Source organism: Streptomyces sp. AM25 (genome assembly GCF_058146165.1).
This window is the reverse complement of record NZ_JBKIWN010000003.1, coordinates 172359-189754: the sequence shown is the minus strand read 5'-3', so window position 1 is coordinate 189754 and position 17396 is coordinate 172359. Positions and strand designations below refer to the sequence as shown.

Genomic DNA, 17396 nt, shown 5'->3' with positions numbered 1-17396 from the left:
GGAGCCGGGTCTCGCCCAGGACCTTGTTGCATAGACTATGCAATTGCAACTGACAAGTAAAAGGCGGAGGCGGAGCGTGAGGCAATCACCGGTGGTGCTGGGGATCGAGTCGTCGTGCGACGAGACCGGCGCCGGTCTGGTCCGGGACGGCAGGCTGCTGGGCCACGCGGTCGCGTCCAGCATGGACGAGCACGCGCGCTTCGGCGGGGTCGTCCCGGAGATCGCGGCCCGGGCCCATGTGCACGCCGCCGCGCCCGTGGTCCACGCCGCCCTGGCCGACGCGGGCCTGACGATGGCCGACATCGACGCGGTCGCGGTGACGACGGGCCCCGGGCTGTCCGGAGCTCTCCAGGTCGGCGTCGCGGCCGCGAAGAGCCTGGCCTACGCGCTGGACGTGCCGCTGTACGGCGTGCACCACCTCGCCGGGCACGTGGCCGCCGACACGCTGGAGCACGGCCCGCTGCCCAACCCCTGCATGGTGCTGATCGTCTCCGGGGGCCACACGTCACTGCTGCTGGTACGGGACCTGGCGCGCGACCCGATCGTGCACCTCGGCGACACCCTCGACGACGCGGCCGGCGAGTGCTTCGACAAGGTGGCCCGCGTCTTCGGCCTGCCCTACCCGGGCGGTCCCGCCGTCGACCGCGCGGCCCGCGAGGGCGACCCGCGGGCGGTGCCGTTCCCGCGGCCGCTCACCACGCGGCCCGAGCACCGCTACGCGTTCTCCTTCTCGGGCCTCAAGACGGCCGCCGCCCGCTGGGCCGAGGAACACCGCGCCGCCGGGCGGCCGTTGCCCGTCGCGGACGGGGCGGCCTCTCTGCAGGAGGCGGTGGCCGACGTGCTCACACGCAAGGCGGTAGCCGCCTGCTCGGAGCACGGCGTGGGCACCCTGGTGGTGGTCGGCGGCGTGGCCGCCAACTCCCGCGTGCGGGCGCTGGCCCAGGAGCGGTGCGCCGCCGCGGGGGTCGAACTGCGCGTCCCGCCGCTGCGGCTGTGCACCGACAACGGGGCGATGGTCGCGGCGGTGGGCGACCTGCTGGTCCGTGCCGGCGCGGAGCCGGCGCCGCTGGACGTGACGGTGGACCCGTCGGCGCCGCTGGAGTACGCGGCGCTGCACCCGGCGGCGTCCGGGCTCTACCAGTTGGCGGGCCGGTAGTCCTTCAGGAAGCACCCGTAGAGGTCCTCGCCCTGCTCGCCGCGCACGATCGGGTCGTAGACCCGCGCCGCGCCGTCGACCAGGTCGAGCGGGGCGTGGAAGCCCGCCTCCGCCAGCCGGACCTTGTCCGGGTGCGGCCGCTCGTCCGTGATCCAGCCCGTGTCGACGCTGGTCATCAGGATGCCGTCGGTCTGGAACATCTCCTGCGCACTGGTGCGCGTGAGCATGTTGAGCGCGGCCTTGGCCATGTTGGTGTGCGGGTGGCCCGCGCCCTTGTAACCGCGGCTGAAGACGCCCTCCATCGCGGAGACGTTGACCACGTACGTGCGGCGCGCCGGGGACGCCGCCATGGCTGGCCGCAGCCGGTTGACCAGGACGAACGGTGCCGTGACGTTGCAGAGCTGCACTTCGAGCAGCTCGACCGGGTCGACGTCGCCGACCGCCTGGATCCAGGTGTTGGTCGCGTCCAGGTCGGGGACGAGCCCGCCCGCGTCGATCGCGGTGCCCGCCTCGACCCGGGCCGGCGAGGCGGAGCCGCTGGTCAGGGCGAGCTCGGTGAGGGCCTGCGGGGTCAGGCCGTCGTGGTTGCCGCCCGCGGGGCCGGGCAGCTCGGGCTGCGCGCCGCTGCCGAAGGCGCCGAAGACCTCGCAGGCCGGCAGCTCGCCGGCCGGGAGCGGGGCGGCCTCGGCGGCTATGAGCTCGCTGTAGGCGGCGTTGGTGCGGCGCACGGTCTGCGCCGCGTTGTTGATCAGGATGTCGAGCGGGCCCTCGGCGGCGACGGAGTCGGCCAGCGCCACGACCTGCGCGGGGTCGCGCAGGTCGATGCCGACGACCTTCAGCCGGTGCATCCAGTCCGCGCTGTCCTCCATCGCCTTGAAGCGCCGGACGGCGTCGTTCGGGAAGCGCGTGGTGACCGTGGTGTGCGCGCCGTCCCGCAGCAGCCGCAGGGCGATGTACATGCCGATCTTCGCGCGGCCGCCGGTGAGCAGGGCCCGCTTCCCGGTCAGGTCCGTGCGGGCGTCCCGGCGGGCGCGGTTCTCCGCGGCGCAGGACCGGCACAGCTGGTGGTAGAAGGCGTCGACCTCGGTGTACCGGTCCTTGCAGGTGTAGCAGGAGCGCGGGCGCTCCAGGATGCCGACGATCTGCGTGGCGGCGGTGGCGGCGAGCGGGATGCCGCGGGTCTCGTCGTCGATGCGGTCGGCGGCACCGGTGGCCGTGGCCTCGGTGACCGCCTTGTCGTGGGCCGTCTTGGCCGCCCGGCGCTCCTGGCGGCGGCGCTGCTTCACCGTCCGGTAGATGCCGGCGGTGGCCCGGCGGACCGTGATCGCGTCGGGGTGGTCGACGGGCAGCGCGTCGAGCTCCTCCAGCACGCTCAGGCAGATCGCCATCCGCTCCGGGTCTATGCCCGCCTGCCCGGCTGCCCCGTGCGCCCCGCCGCGGCTTTCTTCAGTGACCGTCATCGCCGCTGTCGTATCCCAGTCCGTCTGTTCGAATCAAAGCTTCTGTGCAGGGTACGTAGGCGGGAGCAGGAGCGCCAAACCCGTCGAAGCAAGTGACAGGCACATGCCATCCACGGCGGCCACCCCGGCCTCGCACACCCCTCCGCCCCAGCCTCCACCACCCGGTTCCCAAGCCCCGTACATCACATCCGACTTATTGGTCTCTCCGGGTTAATTAGGCGGCATAGAGCGCAAATTGGCCCAACACGTCCGGAATCGCCGGTCACAATTGCCTCTCAACACCCCTTAGAAAGGTTTAACCATGTCGCGTATCGCCAAGGCAGCCCTGCTGACCGCCGCCGCAGGCGTCGCCGTCACCGGCGCCACGGGCATCGCCACCGCCGACTCCGGCGCGGAGGGCGCGGCCGTAGGCTCTCCCGGCGTCGTCTCCGGCAACACGATCCAGGTGCCGATCCAGCTCCCGATCAACCTGTGCGGCAACGCCATCGACATCGTCGGTCTGCTCAACCCGACCTTCGGTAACACCTGCGTCAACAGCTGAGCCGCCCGCCGAGCGCGCGTTCACAGCCGGATCGCGCGCACCGCGCGGGAGAGGGTCACAGTCAGCCGCCGGAGCCCTCTCCCGCGCGTTCGTGGCGCCCATCGACCTCCTGATGGGCGCCACTGGCATGTCCGGACCCGGCCGACGGCTCGCGGTCCCCGCCAGCGGCGCGGGACGGCTCCGGCCGCTTGGCGCCGGGCAGGTCGGGTATGTCGACGATCGGCGGCAGGTCGCGGGTCAGCCGCGTGTGGTGTTCGTCCATGACGTACGCCTGGCCTGTCTGGAGTGGGGACGGTTCACATCCGCCCGTCGGTACGGGGCGGGGGTGCCCGGCGCTCAGGCCGGGGCGAGCAGCTGGCGGCGCAGGTCGGCGCAGGTGCGGCTGAGGATCCGGGAGATCTGCATCTGGGAGACGCCCAGCCGCAGACCGATCTGCTGCTGCGTGAGGTCGCCGAAGAAGCGCCAGTACAGCACGTACTTCTCCCGCTCGGGCAGGGCGTCCAGGAGCGGTTTGAGGGACTGCCGGTCGACGACCAGGTCCAGGGCACCGTCGCCCTGTCCCAGGGTGTCGGCGAGCGGGAGCTCCTCGCCGGGGGCGACCGACTGGTCGAGGGAGAGCGTGTGGTGCACGCCGTCCGCGTCGAGCCCGCGCCGCACCTCCGCCTCGGACAGCCCGGTCTCCGCCGCGAGTTCGCGCAGGCTGACCAGGGTCCGGCGGCCACGCTGCTCGAGCCGGGCGCGGGCGGCGCGGACCGTGGCCCGCAACTCCTGGTCCCGGCGCGGGATGTGCAGGGACCAGACGTGATCGCGGATGTGGCGCTTGAGCTCCCCGTTGATGGTGGGGACGGCGAAGGACTCGAAGGCGAAGCCGAGACCCGGGTCGAAGCGGTCGACCGCGTGCACCAGGGCCAGCGCGGCGACCTGCCGCAGATCCGCCGGGCTCTCCCCGCACTTGCGGTAGCGCAGGCTGATGCGTTCGGCCATGGGCAGCCAGGCGGCGATCACCTCCTGGCGCAGCCGGTCGCGCTCCGCGCCAGGGGGCAGGGAGTTCAGGCGCAGGAAGGGGGCGGCGTCGGGTGCGTCGTGCGTCGACTCGGCCATCACGGTTGTCCCCTCGCTCGATGCGTTGCGCTCCACGGGAAGGGCGGTGCCTCGACTGCGGGCCGGTGGGGGCTGATCGCGCCCACGCGGCGGAGCCGCATATCGATACAGCCCCGCGCCCCTTACGGGGCACGGTTCCGCATCTCTGGTGCGGCTGCCCTTGCGTTCCGCCCGCAAACGCAGTCGATTCAGCATGCCCCCGGATGGATCAGGGCGCGACTCGGAGCGGTCGCGTGATCACGCAAGGTGACGGCCGTGACGTGCGTTACAACCGTGCCGTCTTGACGCACAGCCCGTGTAATCGATTACCTAGGGCCCCATGGCGAACATCAAGGACGTGGCCGAGCGCGCCGGCGTATCCGTCGCCACCGTCTCCCGCGTGCTCAACGGCCGCGCCCCCGTGGCCGAGACCCGGGACCGGGTGCTGGCCGCGGTCGCGGAGCTGGGCTACCGGCCCAACGTGGTCGCCCGCGCCCTGCGCACCGCGCGGACCCGGACGTTCGGGCTCGTCATCAGCGACCTGCGCAACCCCTTCTTCACCGAGCTGGCCGACGCCGTCGAGCAGGAGGCGCGGCGGCTCGGCTACAGCCTGATCATCGGCAACGCGGGCGAGAGCCCCGGGCAGCAGGACGACTACATCCGCACCCTCCTCGACCGCCGGATCGACGGGCTGATGGTCAGCTCCGCCGGCACGGGCTCGTCGATGCTGCACGAGGCCGTCGCCTCCGGTACGCCCCTCGTCCTGCTCGACCGGGCGCTGCCCGGCATCGCCGCGCCCTGCGTCCGCGCCGAGGGCGGTACGGCCCTGGGCGAACTCGCCGCGCACCTGGCCGCGTTGGACCGGCGCCGGCCCGCGGTCATCGTCGCGCCCGCCGGCACCCCGACCGGGGACGAGCGCCTGGAGCAGTTCCGCGCCGCGCTGGCCGGGCACGGGATCGCACTGTCCGCGGAGCGGATCGCGGCCTCGCCCGACCTCAGCCCGGCCGGCGGCCGGGAGATGATGCGCCGGCTGCTGGACCTCCCCGAACCGCCGGACGCCGTGCTGGCCACCGACAACCTGATGGCGCTGGGCGCCCTGGACGAGGTGCGGGCCCGCGGGCTGTGCATCCCCGCCGACCTGGCCCTGGTGGCCTTCGACGACGTGGCCTGGTTCGCCCACCTCGATCCCCCGCTGACCGCCGTCGCGCAGCCCACGCGCGAGCTGGGCCGGGCCGCCGTGCACACCCTGCTGGAGCGGATCGAGGGCCGCGAGGCCCCGTCCGTCCTGCTGCCCGCCCGGCTCGTGGTACGGCGCTCCTGCGGAGAGCCTCCCGTCCACTGACAGACGACACCCAAGAGAGGGGCAGCGCATGACGGGCGTCAACGACGACGTACCGGACGGCGGCCGTGAACTCCTGCGCGTGGCGGGGGTGACCAAGTCCTTCCCGGGCGTACGCGCCCTGGACGGCGTGGACTTGAGCCTGCGCGCGGGCGAGGTGCACGTGCTGCTCGGGGAGAACGGCGCCGGCAAGAGCACGCTCATCAAGATGCTCTCCGGCGCCCACCGCCCCGACGCGGGCCGCATCCTGGTGGACGGGAAGGAGACGGCGATCCACTCGGCGCAGGACGCGGAGCGGCTGGGAATCGCCACGATCCACCAGGAGTTCAACCTCGTCCCGGACCTCACCGTCGCCGAGAACCTCTTCCTCGGCCGCCAGCCGCGCACCCGTCTCGGCCTGATCGACCGGCGCGCCCTGCACGCCCGTGCCGCCCAACTGCTGCGCCGGGTCCGGCTGGACGTGCCGGTCACCGCGTCCGTGCGCGAACTGGGCATCGCCCAGCTGCAGATGGTGGAGATCGCCAAGGCGCTGAGCCTGGACGCCCGCGTTCTGATCATGGACGAGCCGACCGCGGTGCTCACCTCCGAGGAGGTCGGCACCCTCTTCGGCATCGTCCGCGAGCTGCGCGCGGGCGGCACCGGCGTCGTCTTCATCACCCACCACCTGGAGGAGATCGCGGCTCTCGGAGACCGCGTGACCGTCCTGCGGGACGGGCGCTCGGTGGCCGAAGTGCCCGCCTCCACCGGCGAGAACGAGCTGATCCGGCTCATGGTCGGCCGCGACATCGCGGAGCAGTACCCGCGCGAGCGCCCGGCCGCGCCGGGGGCACCGCTGCTGCGGGTGCGCGGGCTGACGCGCGGCGGGACCGGGAAGGGGCCTGCCTTCCGGGACGTCGGCTTCGAGGTCCGGGCCGGTGAAGTGGTCGGCCTGGCCGGGCTGGTGGGTGCGGGACGCACCGAAGTGGCCCGGGCGCTCTTCGGGGTGGACCGCTACGACGCCGGGACGGTCGAGGTGGAGGGCGCGGTGCTGCCCCCGGGCGACGTGCGGGCCGCGATGCGGGCCGGGCTCGGGCTCGTGCCGGAGGACCGCAAGGCCCAGGGGCTGGTGCTGGACGCCTCGTTGCAGGACAACCTGGCCCTCGCCCGGCTGCGCCTCGACACCCGGGCCGGCCTGGTCGACCGGCGGGCGCAGCACCGCGCGGCGGCCGAGGTCGCCGAGCGGCTGAAGGTGCGGATGAGCGGGCTCGGGCAGAGCGCGCGCACCCTGTCCGGCGGCAACCAGCAGAAGATCGTCATCGGCAAGTGGCTGCTGGCCGGGACCCGGCTGCTGATCCTCGACGAGCCCACGCGCGGCATCGACGTCGGGGCGAAGGTCGAGATCTACCGGCTCGTCAACGACCTCACGGCGGCGGGCTGCGCGGTGCTGATGATCTCCAGCGACCTGCCGGAGGTCCTCGGCATGAGCGACCGGGTGCTGGTGATGTCCCAGGGGCGGCTCGCCGGCGAGCTGTCGGGCGAACGGGCCACGCAGGACGCGGTGATGGAGCTGGCGGTGCGGCCGCCGGACGGTACGGACGTCAAGGATCAGGTGCAGAGCGCGATGGAGGGCTCGGATGTCGGCTGAGGCACAGGCCGCGGTGGTGCAGGTGCCCGGGAACGCTCCCGGGCGGTGGTTCTCGAAGGCGGTGCTGCGCAACGGCCCGCTGGGCGGCCTGGCCGCGCTGGTCGTGGTGATGGCCGTCCTCTCGCGGGACTTCCTGAACGGGCAGAACCTCCTCAACGTCGGCGTCCAGGCGTCGGTGACGGCGATCCTGGCGTTCGGCGTCACGTTCGTCATCGTGTCGGCGGGCATCGACCTGTCGGTCGGCTCGGTGGCCGCGCTCTCGGCGACCGTCGTCGCGTGGGCCGCCGCGGACGGCGGCCTGCCCGTATGGCTCGCGGTGCTGCTGGGGCTCGCGGTGGGCGCGGGGGCGGGCCTGATATCGGGTGCCCTGGTCGCGTACGGCAGACTCCCGGCGTTCATCGCCACGCTGGCGATGCTCTCGGTGGGCCGCGGCCTGGCCCTGGTGATCTCGGGCGGCTCCCCCATCGCCTTCCCGTCGCCGGTCGGCAGGCTCGGTGACACGCTGGGCGGCTGGCTGCCGGTGCCGGTGCTGGTGATGGCCGCGATGGGGCTGATCGCGGCGCTGGTCCTGGCGCGTACGTACACGGGCCGGGCGATGTTCGCGATCGGCGGCAACGAGGAGGCGGCCCGGCTGTCGGGCATCGACGTGCGGCGCCGCAAGCTCGTGATCTACGCGCTCTCCGGGCTGTTCGCCGCCGTGGCCGGGATCGTCCTGGCCGCCCGGCTGACCTCGGCGCAGCCGCAGGCCGCGGTCGGCTACGAACTCGACGCCATCGCCGCCGTGGTGATCGGCGGGGCGAGCCTGTCGGGCGGCTCCGGCAAGGCGTCGGGCACGCTCATCGGCGCCCTGATCCTGGCGGTGCTGCGCAACGGCCTCAACCTGCTGAGCGTGTCGGCCTTCTGGCAGCAGGTCGCCACGGGCCTGGTCATCGCGGTCGCGGTGCTCCTGGACACGTTGCGCCGCCGGAGCGCGCGGTGAGGGGCCGGGCGGTCGTGTCGGCCATGGTGCTGCTGGGCACCGTCGCCCTGGCGGGCTGCGACCGGGGCGGGCACACGGACCTGGGGCTGGCGCTGTCCACGATGAACAACCCGTTCTTCGTGGGCATCAAGAAGGGCGCCCAGGCCGAGGCGAAGGCGCGCGGCCTGAAGATCAACATCACGGACGCGCAGAACGACCCCATGCAGCAGGTCAACCAGTTGGAGACCTTCACCAGCCAGGACGTGAAGGCCGCCGTCATCAACCCGGTCGACTCCGACGCGGCCGTCCCCGCGGTGGGCGTGGCCCGCCGGGCGAAGGTGCCGGTGATCTCCCTCGACCGGGGCGTCAACGGGCCCGGGGCGGACTCGACGATCGCCTCCGACAACGTGGCGGGCGGGAGGCTGGCGGCGAAGACCCTGGCCGAGGCGCTCGGCGGCAAGGGGAAGGTCGCCTTCCTGGAGGGCCAGCCCGGGACCTCGGCCGCCCGCGAGCGCGGCAAGGGGTTCGAGGAGGGCATGAAGGACTGGCCCGGCATCCAGGTTGTCGCCCGCCAGCCCGCGGACTTCGACCGCACCAAGGGCATGGACGTGATGGCCAACACGCTCCAGGCCCACCGCGACGTCACGGGCGTCTTCGCCGCCAACGACGAGATGGCGCTGGGCGCGGCCAAGGCGCTCGGCCGGGCCGCGGGGACGTCGGTGAAGGTCGTGGCGTTCGACGGCACCCCGGACGGCATCGCCGCGGTCCGCGCGGGCACGCTGACCGCGACCGTCGCCCAGCAGCCGGAGCTGCTCGGCCGGCAGGCGGTGGCCTGGGCGGTCCGGGCGTCCCGGGGTGAGAAGCTGCCGCAGCAGGTGAAGGTGCCGGTCGTGCTGGTGACGGCGAAGAACGTGGCGCAGTTCGACAAGTTCGACAAGTGAGGGATCGGAAGAACATGCAGGACCTCGACTACGACGTGCTGGTGATCGGCTCCGCCAACGCGGACCTGACGGTCCGGGTGGACCGCCGCCCGGGGCCGGGCGAGACCGTGCCGGGTACGGACCTGGTCGAGTCCGCGGGCGGCAAGGGCGCCAACCAGGCCGCAGCCGCGGCCCGGCTCGGCGCGCGAACCGCCCTGCTGGCCAAGGTCGGTGACGATGCGTTCGGGGAACTGCTGCTCGCCGCGCAGCGGGCCGCGGGCACCGAACTGCGGCACGTGCTCGTGGAGCCGGGTGCGCGGACGGGCACGGCGATGATCGTCGTCGGCCCGGACGGGGACAACCAGATCGTGGTCTCGCCGGGGGCCAACGCCCGGCTGTCGGCGGCGGACGTGCGGGCGGCGCGGGACGTCGTCGCCGCGGCGCGCGTGGTGTCGCTGCAGTGGGAGGTGCCGGAGGAGACGGTGGCCGCGGCGGTGGCGGTGACCGGGGAGACCGGGGCGCGGGTGGTGCTCAATCCGTCGCCCGTGCCGCGCGCGCTGCGCGCGGGGCTGGTGGGGGCGGCGGATCCGTTGGTGGTCAACGAGCATGAGGCGCAGCGGCTTTCCGGGGTGTCCGGGGGGAACCCGGAGGGGTGGGCCCGTGCGCTGCGGGAGTCGGGGGCGCGGTCGGTGGTGGTGACGCTGGGCGGCGAGGGTGCGCTCGTCCTCGCCGGGGAGGGGGATCCCGTACGGATCCCCGGGGTCGAGGTCGAGGTGGTCGACACCACCGGGGCCGGTGACGCCTTCACCGGTGCGCTGGCGGCGCGGCTGGCCCGGGGGGCCTCGCTGGAGGAGGCGGCGCGGTTCGCGGTGCGGGTGGGGGCCGTTTCCGTGACGCGGGCGGGGGCGCAGCCGTCGTATCCGGGGGCGGACGAGATTCCGGGGGCCTGAGCCCGGCGTTCGTCTGCGGGTTGTTCGGGGTTGCCCGCAGCCGAAGCCCCGCACCCCCTGGCGGGGAACCAGCCCCAGGGCCGGTTCCACGTCCAGCAGAGCCAGTTCCTCCGACGCCGCCAGCTCGCCCGGCAGGGAACCCAGCAACCGGTACGCGCGCAGCGCAGCGTCCAGGTGGCGGCCCGCCGCCGTCGGGCGGTGGAGGGTGCGGCACTGGCGGCCCAGCGCCAGGTGGGCCCGTGCCGTCAGGGCGAGGTCGTCCGCCCGGGCCGCCGCCACCAGGGCCGCCCGCAGGCGGCGGTCAGCCTCGTCGAAGTGGCCGTCGGCCGCCGCGAGTTCGCCCAGGCCCAGCTGGGCCGCCGCCTCCCCCGCCGGGTCACCCTGTTCGCGTGCCAGCCGCAGCACCTCGCGGTACGCGGCCACGGCCTGGGCGAAACGCTCCTGCCTCGAGTGGGCACCGGCCAGCCGGCACAGCGCCCGGACCGCCTCGCGCCGTGCGCCGCCGCGCGTCCCGAACAGCAGGGCGCCGGCGCGGTCGTGCGCCTCCTGCCGGTCGTGGGCCGGGTCCTCCGTCTCGGCGCGTTCCCGCGCGTAGAGCCGCAGCAGACCGGGGAGACGGTAGCGCTCGCCGCCGTCGGTGCCGGTGCCCGTGTACGTGAGCAGGTTCACCGCGGCCAGCCGTTCCAGCAGGTCCTCCGCCGCCGCTGCCGGCACGCCCAGCAGGACGCCCACGGCCCAGGCGGTGACGTCCGGCGTGTCCAGCAGGGCGAGCGTGCGGTAGGCCCGGGCCGTCTCCGCGGGCAGCCGGTGGTAGCTGCGCCCGAGGCTGGTGCGCAGGTCGAGCCCGCCGAGGGAGAGTTCGTCCAGCCGCCGCCGCTCGTCCGCGAGCCGGCCGGCCAGCAGGCCGACGGACCACTCCGGCCGGGCGGCCAGGCGTCCCGCGGCGATGCGCAGCGCGAGCGGCAGGCCGTCGCACAGCGCACACAGCCGCCGCACCGCCTCCTGTTCGGCGGTGCACCGCTCCTCCCCCGCGATCCGGCCGACGAGCGCGGCCGCCTCCGGTCCGGGCAGCGGGCCGAGGCCGACCAGGACGGCGCCCCGGGAGACGGCCGTGTGGTCAGCCTGCTGCCGGCTGGTCGCCAGCACCCGGCTGCGGCCGCTGTCCGGGAGGAACGGCAGCATTCGGGCGGGAGCAGGGATGTTGTCGAGCAGGACGAGGACGCGGCGACTCGCCAGCGCCGCCCGGTAGCACGCGGCGCGTTCGTCCCGGCCTTCGGGGATCCGCGTGCCGAGCGCCCGCAGAAAGCGGCCCATCAGAGCGTGGACGACGGCCGGGCCGTCGTCGTGCGCGGCAAGGTCCGCGTAGAGCACACCGTCGGGGAAGGCCGCCGCGGACCGGTGTGCCCAGTGCACGGCGAGCCCGCTCTTGCCGACTCCGGCGGGACCGGTCACCAGCGCCCCGTACGACGGAGTGCTCAGCAGCGTGTCAAGGCACTGCAGTTCCGCCCGTCTCCCGGTGAACCCCATCACGTCCGGCGGAAGTTGGCCCCGCGCAGGCGGCCGCGGCTCTGCCCTGGGCGCCGGCAACGGCACTTCGCGCAGGACCGTGTAGTAGAGGGCCCGTACGGCCGGCCCGGGTTCGCGGCCGAGCTCCGCGGTGCAGCGGTGCCGCCAGGCGCGGAACTCCTCGGCCGCCTCGGCGTGCCGGCCGGAACGGTACTGCGCCAGCATGAGGTTGTGCCGCAGCTGTTCGTGCAGCGGGTGGTCGCGGACGGCGGCCGTCAGGGCCGGGACGAGCTGCCGGTGGCGGCCAGCTTCGAGTTCGGCGCCGCTCCAGGCCGTGCAGACCTCCAGGTGCCGGGCCCGCAGCCGGTCCGCCTCGGTCCGGAGCACCGGGCCGACGAGGCCGGCCGGCGCGGGCCCGTTCCACAGGTCGAGGGCGCGCCGGTAGAGCCGGCCGGCCTCGCCGAACGCGCCCTTGCCCGCCGCTTCGCGTGCGGCGGCTGCCAGGGCGTCGAAGGCGCCGACGTCCGCGCGGACGGCCCCGGCGGGGATCCGGTAGCCGGCGGGGCCGCCCAGGACGACCGGGGCGTCATGGCCCGCGGCGCGGAACGCCGCGCGCAGGGCCAGGACATGCAGGGCGGTGCGGGTCCGTGCCGAGGCCGGCGGCCGCCCGTCCCACAGGGCGGCCGCGAGTTCGGCGGCGGGCACCTCCCGGCCGCGCGCCAGGACGAGCAGGGCGAGGACGGTGCGCTGCGCGCGGCTGCCGATGCCGACCGGTGTGCCGCCGACGCGCACGGACAGCGGTCCGAGGAGGGTGACGCTCACCTCCCGCGGCCCGTCCTGCCGTTGTACCTCCGTCGTGCCGCCGAGTCCGCTCATGTCTGCCCCCGTCGTCCGCGGCCGGGCGGCCGCGCACCGTCGTTCCCCGCGAGGCGGCGCACCCGCGGGGTGGTTCCCCCGTGCCGGCCGACGGGCCGTCACATGGACCTGCGCTCCAGTTCGATGGCGAACCGCAGCCAGGTCTCGGCGGTGTGCCGGGCGGCCTGGGCCACCATCGTGCGGCGATGTGCGGGCACGCTCTCCAGCAGCCGGCGCCACCGCTCGCCGCCCATGGCGTTGGCGCTCAGCAGGTGCAGCAGGGTCCGCCCGCCCTCGGTGAAGCGGAGCGAGGGGTCCTTGCGCAGCTTGGGCAGGGGGGCGCCGCCGGTCTCGTCCGGCGTGCCGTCGGCGGTGGCCTTCGGCGCCGGGGCGGGGCGGCGAGGAGCGTGTAACGTCATCTCGGCGGCGAGCCGGCTCTCTGCGTCGCGCAGTTTCTTGGGCACCGGATCCTGGCCCGTGCGCAGCCGTTCGCGCACGTCCCGTGCGGTGCCGAGCGCTATGCCGGCGACGTCGGCTATCTCGCGCAGGGTGGCCTGCGGCTTGGCCTCGATCAGGGCGCGGGCGCGGCGGCGGCCCTCGGCGGCGTTGAGCGGGCGGACCCGGCCGTCCCGCCCGGTACGGGCGTGCACCTGCGCGGCCTCGCCCGCGGCGCGCCTGCGGAGGGAGGCGACCGTGCTGGCGGAGAGTCCGGCGGTCGAGGCGATGAGCCGGTCCGACCAGTGCGGGTGGGTGTGGATGATGCGGGTGGCGGCGGCCGCGCGGTCGGCCTGGGTGAGCGGCAGCCCCTGAAGGGTGTTCAGGCGGACCGCGTGGACGAAGGCGTCGTCCTCGCTGCCGTCGAAGAAGCGGGCCGTGATGCGCTCGTCGCCGCGCAGCCGGGCCGCCCGCAGCCGGTGCATGCCGTCGACGACGCGCATGGTGGCGCGGTGCACGACGATCGGCGGGAGCGGGCACTGGGCCCCCACGAGCGTCTGTACGTGCCGTGGATCCTCTCCCGCCACCCGGGGCGAGTGGGAGGGCCGCAGGGATCCGACCAGGAGCACGACCGTCCGCTGCGCCTCCAGGCCGCCCGTGCAGCCGTCCTCCGTCCCGTCCTCCGTCCCGCAGGCCGTCTCCGCTGTCGTCGTCTGTCCACACGTCGTCACGACATCCCCCATCCAGAAGAACCTTCTGCCGGGCGACGGACCGCACGGCAGGGGGAAGCCTGGAAACCGCCCCCGCCAACTGGTGATTGATTGCCGGAGCAGGGCGTCCAACACCAGTCGATCCAGTCGCCAGCAGGACGCTATGGAGCGACCGCCACCGCTGTCAACCGCATTACGGCCGCGGGCACATGGACGCACTTGGACCTGGCCGGTGCCCCTTACGCTAGATTGACCGCGGGGAGGGAGGTGGAATCATGAACGAACCGGACACCACGGCCGAGCACACGCTCGCCGACAAGCTGAATCACCTTTTCCGGACAGTGGTGCCGGCCGGCCGGGAGCCGTACACCACCGAGGAAGTGGCCCGCACGATCACGGCGGGTGGCGTGCCGATCTCCGGCAGTTACATCTGGCTGCTGCGCAAGGGCCAGCGGAACAACCCGACACTGCGTCACGTGGAGGCGCTCGCGAAGTTCTTCGGGGTGCCTCCGGCGTACTTCTTCGACGACCGGGTCACGGCCGCCGTCAACGCCGACCTCCGACTGCTGGTGGCTCTGCGGGACACCCAGGTGCAGCGCGTCGCCCTGCGGGCGGCCGGGCTCTCCCCCGAGAGCCTGCACTCGATCAACGAAGTGATCGAGCGGGTACGGGAACTGGAGGGTCTGCCGACCGCTCCGCCCGAGAGGCACTCCTAACGGCTTCCACGGGGCCCGCCCGGGCTCCCTCTCGAAGAGCCGTGATCGCCCCGGTCCGGAGCAGGCCGGGACGGACACGGCGGCCATGGGACAGATACGGGGGACCACGCCGTGAACTTCAAGAGGCTGCACCGGCGAAGCCTGGAGCTGGTCCGCAGCCTGGACATACCGTCACCGTTCGACATCTGGGAACTGTGCGGGCGCGTGGCCGAACGGCACGGCCGCCCCATCCGCCTGGAACCCGTCCGGCTGCCCGTGGACGGGCCCTGCGGACTCTGGATCTCGGCCACGGACGTCGACTACATCTTCTACGAGCAGGACACCGGCCGGCTCCACCAGGAACACATCATCGCCCACGAGTTGGGCCATGTGATCTGCGGGCACAAGGAGAACGCGGTCCTGGGCGAGGAGACGTCCCGGCTGCTGCTGCCGAACCTCGACCCGCAGATGGTCCAGGGCGTCCTGGCCCGCACGTACTACACCTCGGCCGAGGAACAGGAGGCCGAGATGGTCGCGTCGCTGATCCTCCAGGAGGCCAACAGGCCTCCCCTCGAACGCAATTGGACCGTGCCGCGCGAGGCGGCCGAGCGCGTGCAGCGTCTGGACCGTTCGCTGCGCAACACCGCCCCCTCCCCCCAGGACGACCTGTGATACCTGCGTTCCACCTGCTCGGCGCCGTCGCCGCCTGGGCGGGCCTGTTCTACAAGTGCCGTGCCCTGCGCCGGAATCCCGGGGACCGCGCCCTGCTCGCGCTGTGCGCGGTCTTCGCGCTGTCGGGGATGAGCTTCTTCGTCTCGCTGCCGCACGTGTGGATCCTGGTCGACCGGCTGGCCGGAGTGCCCAACATCGCGGCGCTGCTGGCACAGAGCTGCGTCGTCGCCCTGATCGTCGGCCAGCAGACCGTGCTCACCCACTGGGCGCGCCCGCCGGAGACGGCGCGGCGGCTAGTCCGCTGGCAACTGGCCTTCTGCGCCACGGCCATTGCGGTACTGGTCGTGCTCTTCTGCCTGCTCACCCCGGCCCGCCAGCGGCCGAAGGACTTCACGCTCTACTACGTCCACGACCCCTACTACATCGCCTACTTGTCCGTCTACATCGGCATCTACCTGGCCGGGGAGATCAACGTCGTCCGTGCCTGCTCCGGCTACGCCCGGGTGGCCGGGCGTACGTGGCTGCGGCTGGGCCTGCTGGTCACGGCGGCCGGTGCGTTCCTGACCCTCGGCTACGGGGCCATCCGGGCCGGGAACGTCCTCGGCATCGCCTTCGGCTTCGACCTGCGCGCGTGGGAGACCACGGCCTGGGTGTGCGGGGACGTCGGCTCCGCGCTGACCCTGGTGGGCTGGACGCTGCCGGGCTGGGGGCCGCAGGTGGCCGCGGCCGGGCGCTGGGCGACGGCCTACCGGCGCCACCGCCGGTTGTACCCGCTGTGGACGGAGCTGCACCGGGCCGTCCCCTCCATCGCGCTGGCACCCGCGCGCAGCGCGCTCGCCGACCGGCTGGCAGTGCGGCAGCTGGAGTTCCGCCTCTACCGCAGGGTCATCGAGATCCGCGACGGGCAGCTCGCCCTGCGCGCCCACGCCGCTCCGGAGACCGTGACCACGGCCCTGCGCGAGGGCGCACAGGCGGGCCTGTCGGGGGACGCGCTCAGCGCGCACGCCGAGGCGGTGCGGATCAGGGCGGCGCTGACGGCCCGGGCGCAGGGCCGCACCGTGCCCGCCGAGGAGTCCGGGGCGCTGGACCACTGCCCGGCGCACCCCGACCTCGCGACGGAGACCGCCTGGCTGGTGCGGGTGGCGGAGGCGTTCCGCTGACGCGGGCGGGACGTTGATAACGTCCTGCCGACGATCACGATCACCATCCGACCGGGAGGACCACTGTGCCGGAGCACGAGCTCGCAACCACCTCGCTCGGCAAGTCCGTTGACATCCACCGCCCCGAGGGCGTCACCGCCCCCGCCGCGCCGACGGTGCTGCTGTGGCACGGCAGCGGGCCCGACGAGCGGGACGTGATGGGGCCGCTGGCACGGGCGGTGGCCGGGCACGGCGTCGTCGTGCTCGTGCCCGACTGGCGTGCGGACGCGGCGGACGGCGGGCGGGCCGAACTGCTGGACTCGCTGGCCTTCGCCCGCGACCATGCGGCCGGCGGCCGCCTCGTCCTCGCCGGCTGGTCGGCGGGGGCCCCGGCCGCGGTGGGGGTCGCGCTGCGCCCGGAGACGGCCGGGGGCTGGCGGCCCGCGGCGGTCGTGGGCATCGCGGCCCAGTACGACCGCCCGGCGCGCACGACGGGAACGGTGCTGTTCGACGACCTTGCCGCGGGCCGGGCGGCGGACGAGCCCGTGCCGGTGCGGCTGGTGCACGGCACGCAGGACACGCTGGAGGACGTGGCGTTCTCGCGCACGTTCCGCACCGCACTCGCGGAGCACGGCTGGACGGCGGAGCTCGCGGAGATCCCCGCCGACCACGCCGGGTCGATCATGACCGAGTACGACCCGGCCGCACGCCGCTGCCTGGAGAGCCGGGACCCCGCGGTGCGGGAGGCGGCGGCGGTGACGGCACAGGTGATCGCGGACGTCGCGCTCCGGCCCTAGCCGGGCAGGGACGTCAGCCGGCCACCCGGTCCCCGCGCAGGAGGCCCGAGCCCTCCGGCACGGCGGCCGGGTCGCTGCCGAGGTCGACCGCCTTGTTGTGCTCGTCGACGAAGACGACGCGCGGCTCGAAGGCCTTGGCCTCGGCGTCGTCCATGGAGCCGTAGGCGATGACGATGACCAGGTCCCCCGGGCTGATCAGCCGCGCGGCCGCACCGTTGATGCCGATCACGCCCGTGCCCCGGGGGCCCTCGATCACGTACGTGGACAGCCGGGCGCCGTTGTCGATGTCGACGATGTCGACCTTCTCGCCGGGCAGCAGGTCGGCGGCGTCCATGAGGTCGGCGTCGATCGTCAGCGAACCGACGTAGTGCAGGTCGGCCTGCGTCACGGTGGCCCGGTGGATTTTGGACTTCATCATGGTGCGGTACATCGAGGCACTCCCGAAAGATAGGCTCCCTGCCTGCGTTTGTGCAGGTCAAGGGCGTGCCCCCTACTTTACAGGGCCCAGGCGGGTCGTACCGGGGATCGTGCGGCGCCGAGTAGATTATGACGCAGCCCA

14 protein-coding genes and 2 pseudogenes are annotated in these 17396 nt (G+C 73.9%); 10 read left to right on the top strand and 6 right to left on the bottom strand.

Annotated features, from left to right (window positions below):
* Positions 1-91: 91 nt before the first annotated feature.
* Positions 92-1156, top strand: coding sequence for a tRNA (adenosine(37)-N6)-threonylcarbamoyltransferase complex transferase subunit TsaD (gene tsaD / locus ACLHRZ_RS04865; RefSeq protein WP_490417212.1), 1065 nt, complete (start codon positions 92-94; stop codon positions 1154-1156).
* Here the strand turns inward: tsaD and ACLHRZ_RS04860 are convergent.
* Positions 1135-2616, bottom strand: coding sequence for an SDR family NAD(P)-dependent oxidoreductase (locus ACLHRZ_RS04860; RefSeq protein ID WP_490416982.1), 1482 nt, complete (start codon positions 2614-2616; stop codon positions 1135-1137). The two genes, tsaD and ACLHRZ_RS04860, sit on opposite strands and share 22 nt — an antisense overlap.
* A 301-nt stretch (positions 2617-2917) precedes the next feature.
* On the opposite strand from ACLHRZ_RS04860, the gene ACLHRZ_RS04855 reads away from it, so the two are divergent.
* Entirely contained in the window at positions 2918-3157 is a 240-nt protein-coding gene (locus tag ACLHRZ_RS04855; RefSeq protein ID WP_490416981.1) for a chaplin, read from the top strand.
* A 61-nt stretch (positions 3158-3218) separates the two neighbouring features.
* On the opposite strand, the gene ACLHRZ_RS04850 is transcribed toward ACLHRZ_RS04855, so the two are convergent.
* On the bottom strand, positions 3219-3419 hold the full coding sequence (locus ACLHRZ_RS04850) for a hypothetical protein (protein ID WP_490416980.1): 201 nt from the start codon (positions 3417-3419) through the stop codon (positions 3219-3221).
* A 74-nt stretch (positions 3420-3493) separates the two neighbouring features.
* The gene (locus tag ACLHRZ_RS04845; protein ID WP_490416979.1) at positions 3494-4258 is read right to left on the bottom strand and encodes a sigma-70 family RNA polymerase sigma factor; all 765 of its coding nucleotides are present in this window, start codon (positions 4256-4258) and stop codon (positions 3494-3496) included.
* A 319-nt stretch (positions 4259-4577) separates the two neighbouring features.
* Between ACLHRZ_RS04845 and ACLHRZ_RS04840 the strand changes: the two genes are divergently transcribed.
* From ACLHRZ_RS04840 to ACLHRZ_RS04825, 4 genes and pseudogenes are all read left to right on the top strand, one after another.
* On the top strand, positions 4578-5579 hold the full coding sequence (locus ACLHRZ_RS04840; protein WP_490416978.1) for a LacI family DNA-binding transcriptional regulator: 1002 nt from the start codon (positions 4578-4580) through the stop codon (positions 5577-5579).
* A 28-nt stretch (positions 5580-5607) separates the two neighbouring features.
* Entirely contained in the window at positions 5608-7200 is a 1593-nt protein-coding gene (locus ACLHRZ_RS04835) for a sugar ABC transporter ATP-binding protein (RefSeq protein ID WP_490416977.1), read from the top strand.
* Positions 7190-9099, top strand: a pseudogene (locus tag ACLHRZ_RS04830) (ABC transporter permease/substrate-binding protein). The gene ACLHRZ_RS04835 and the pseudogene ACLHRZ_RS04830 overlap by 11 nt, the downstream one beginning before the upstream one ends.
* Positions 9100-9113: 14 nt before the next feature.
* Positions 9114-10028 carry a ribokinase gene (locus ACLHRZ_RS04825; protein ID WP_490417211.1) on the top strand — a complete coding sequence of 305 codons (915 nt, stop codon included), beginning with the start codon at positions 9114-9116 and terminating at the stop codon, positions 10026-10028.
* A gap of 1611 nt (positions 10029-11639) precedes the next feature.
* On the opposite strand, the pseudogene ACLHRZ_RS04820 reads toward ACLHRZ_RS04825, so the two are convergent.
* A pseudogene (locus ACLHRZ_RS04820) lies at positions 11640-12410 on the bottom strand (AfsR/SARP family transcriptional regulator); the annotation flags it as partial.
* A gap of 98 nt (positions 12411-12508) precedes the next feature.
* A complete protein-coding gene (locus ACLHRZ_RS04815; RefSeq protein WP_490416976.1) occupies positions 12509-13555 on the bottom strand; it encodes a ParB/RepB/Spo0J family partition protein in 1047 nt (348 codons plus the stop codon).
* A 254-nt stretch (positions 13556-13809) separates the two neighbouring features.
* On the opposite strand from ACLHRZ_RS04815, the gene ACLHRZ_RS04810 reads away from it, so the two are divergent.
* From ACLHRZ_RS04810 to ACLHRZ_RS04795, 4 genes are all read left to right on the top strand, one after another.
* The gene (locus ACLHRZ_RS04810; RefSeq protein WP_171078811.1) at positions 13810-14250 is read left to right on the top strand and encodes a helix-turn-helix domain-containing protein; all 441 of its coding nucleotides are present in this window, start codon (positions 13810-13812) and stop codon (positions 14248-14250) included.
* Between the two features lie 111 nt (positions 14251-14361).
* The gene (locus ACLHRZ_RS04805) at positions 14362-14901 is read left to right on the top strand and encodes a toxin (RefSeq protein ID WP_490416975.1); all 540 of its coding nucleotides are present in this window, start codon (positions 14362-14364) and stop codon (positions 14899-14901) included.
* Entirely contained in the window at positions 14898-16061 is a 1164-nt protein-coding gene (locus tag ACLHRZ_RS04800) for an MAB_1171c family putative transporter (protein WP_490416974.1), read from the top strand. The genes ACLHRZ_RS04805 and ACLHRZ_RS04800 overlap by 4 nt, the downstream gene beginning before the upstream one ends.
* A gap of 65 nt (positions 16062-16126) precedes the next feature.
* Positions 16127-16837 (top strand): alpha/beta hydrolase family protein, encoded by a 711-nt coding sequence (locus tag ACLHRZ_RS04795; protein WP_490416973.1) that lies wholly within the window; start codon positions 16127-16129, stop codon positions 16835-16837.
* A 13-nt stretch (positions 16838-16850) separates the two neighbouring features.
* On the opposite strand, the gene panD is transcribed toward ACLHRZ_RS04795, so the two are convergent.
* Complete coding sequence (gene panD / locus ACLHRZ_RS04790) at positions 16851-17267, bottom strand: aspartate 1-decarboxylase (RefSeq protein WP_490416972.1); 417 nt, start codon at positions 17265-17267, stop codon at positions 16851-16853.
* Positions 17268-17396: the final 129 nt, after the last annotated feature.

Excerpts from the sequence above, each read along its gene's own strand:
- panD (WP_490416972.1), bottom strand. The coding sequence starts at position 17,267 with ATGTACCGCACCATGATGAAGTCCAAAATCCACCGGGCCACCGTGACG.
- ACLHRZ_RS04860 (WP_490416982.1), bottom strand. The coding sequence starts at position 2,616 with ATGACGGTCACTGAAGAAAGCCGCGGCGGGGCGCACGGGGCAGCCGGG.
- ACLHRZ_RS04845 (WP_490416979.1), bottom strand. The coding sequence starts at position 4,258 with ATGGCCGAGTCGACGCACGACGCACCCGACGCCGCCCCCTTCCTGCGC.
- ACLHRZ_RS04850 (WP_490416980.1), bottom strand. The coding sequence starts at position 3,419 with ATGGACGAACACCACACGCGGCTGACCCGCGACCTGCCGCCGATCGTC.
- ACLHRZ_RS04810 (WP_171078811.1), top strand. The coding sequence starts at position 13,810 with ATGAACGAACCGGACACCACGGCCGAGCACACGCTCGCCGACAAGCTG.
- ACLHRZ_RS04840 (WP_490416978.1), top strand. The coding sequence starts at position 4,578 with ATGGCGAACATCAAGGACGTGGCCGAGCGCGCCGGCGTATCCGTCGCC.
- ACLHRZ_RS04825 (WP_490417211.1), top strand. The coding sequence starts at position 9,114 with ATGCAGGACCTCGACTACGACGTGCTGGTGATCGGCTCCGCCAACGCG.
- ACLHRZ_RS04835 (WP_490416977.1), top strand. The coding sequence starts at position 5,608 with ATGACGGGCGTCAACGACGACGTACCGGACGGCGGCCGTGAACTCCTG.
- ACLHRZ_RS04855 (WP_490416981.1), top strand. The coding sequence starts at position 2,918 with ATGTCGCGTATCGCCAAGGCAGCCCTGCTGACCGCCGCCGCAGGCGTC.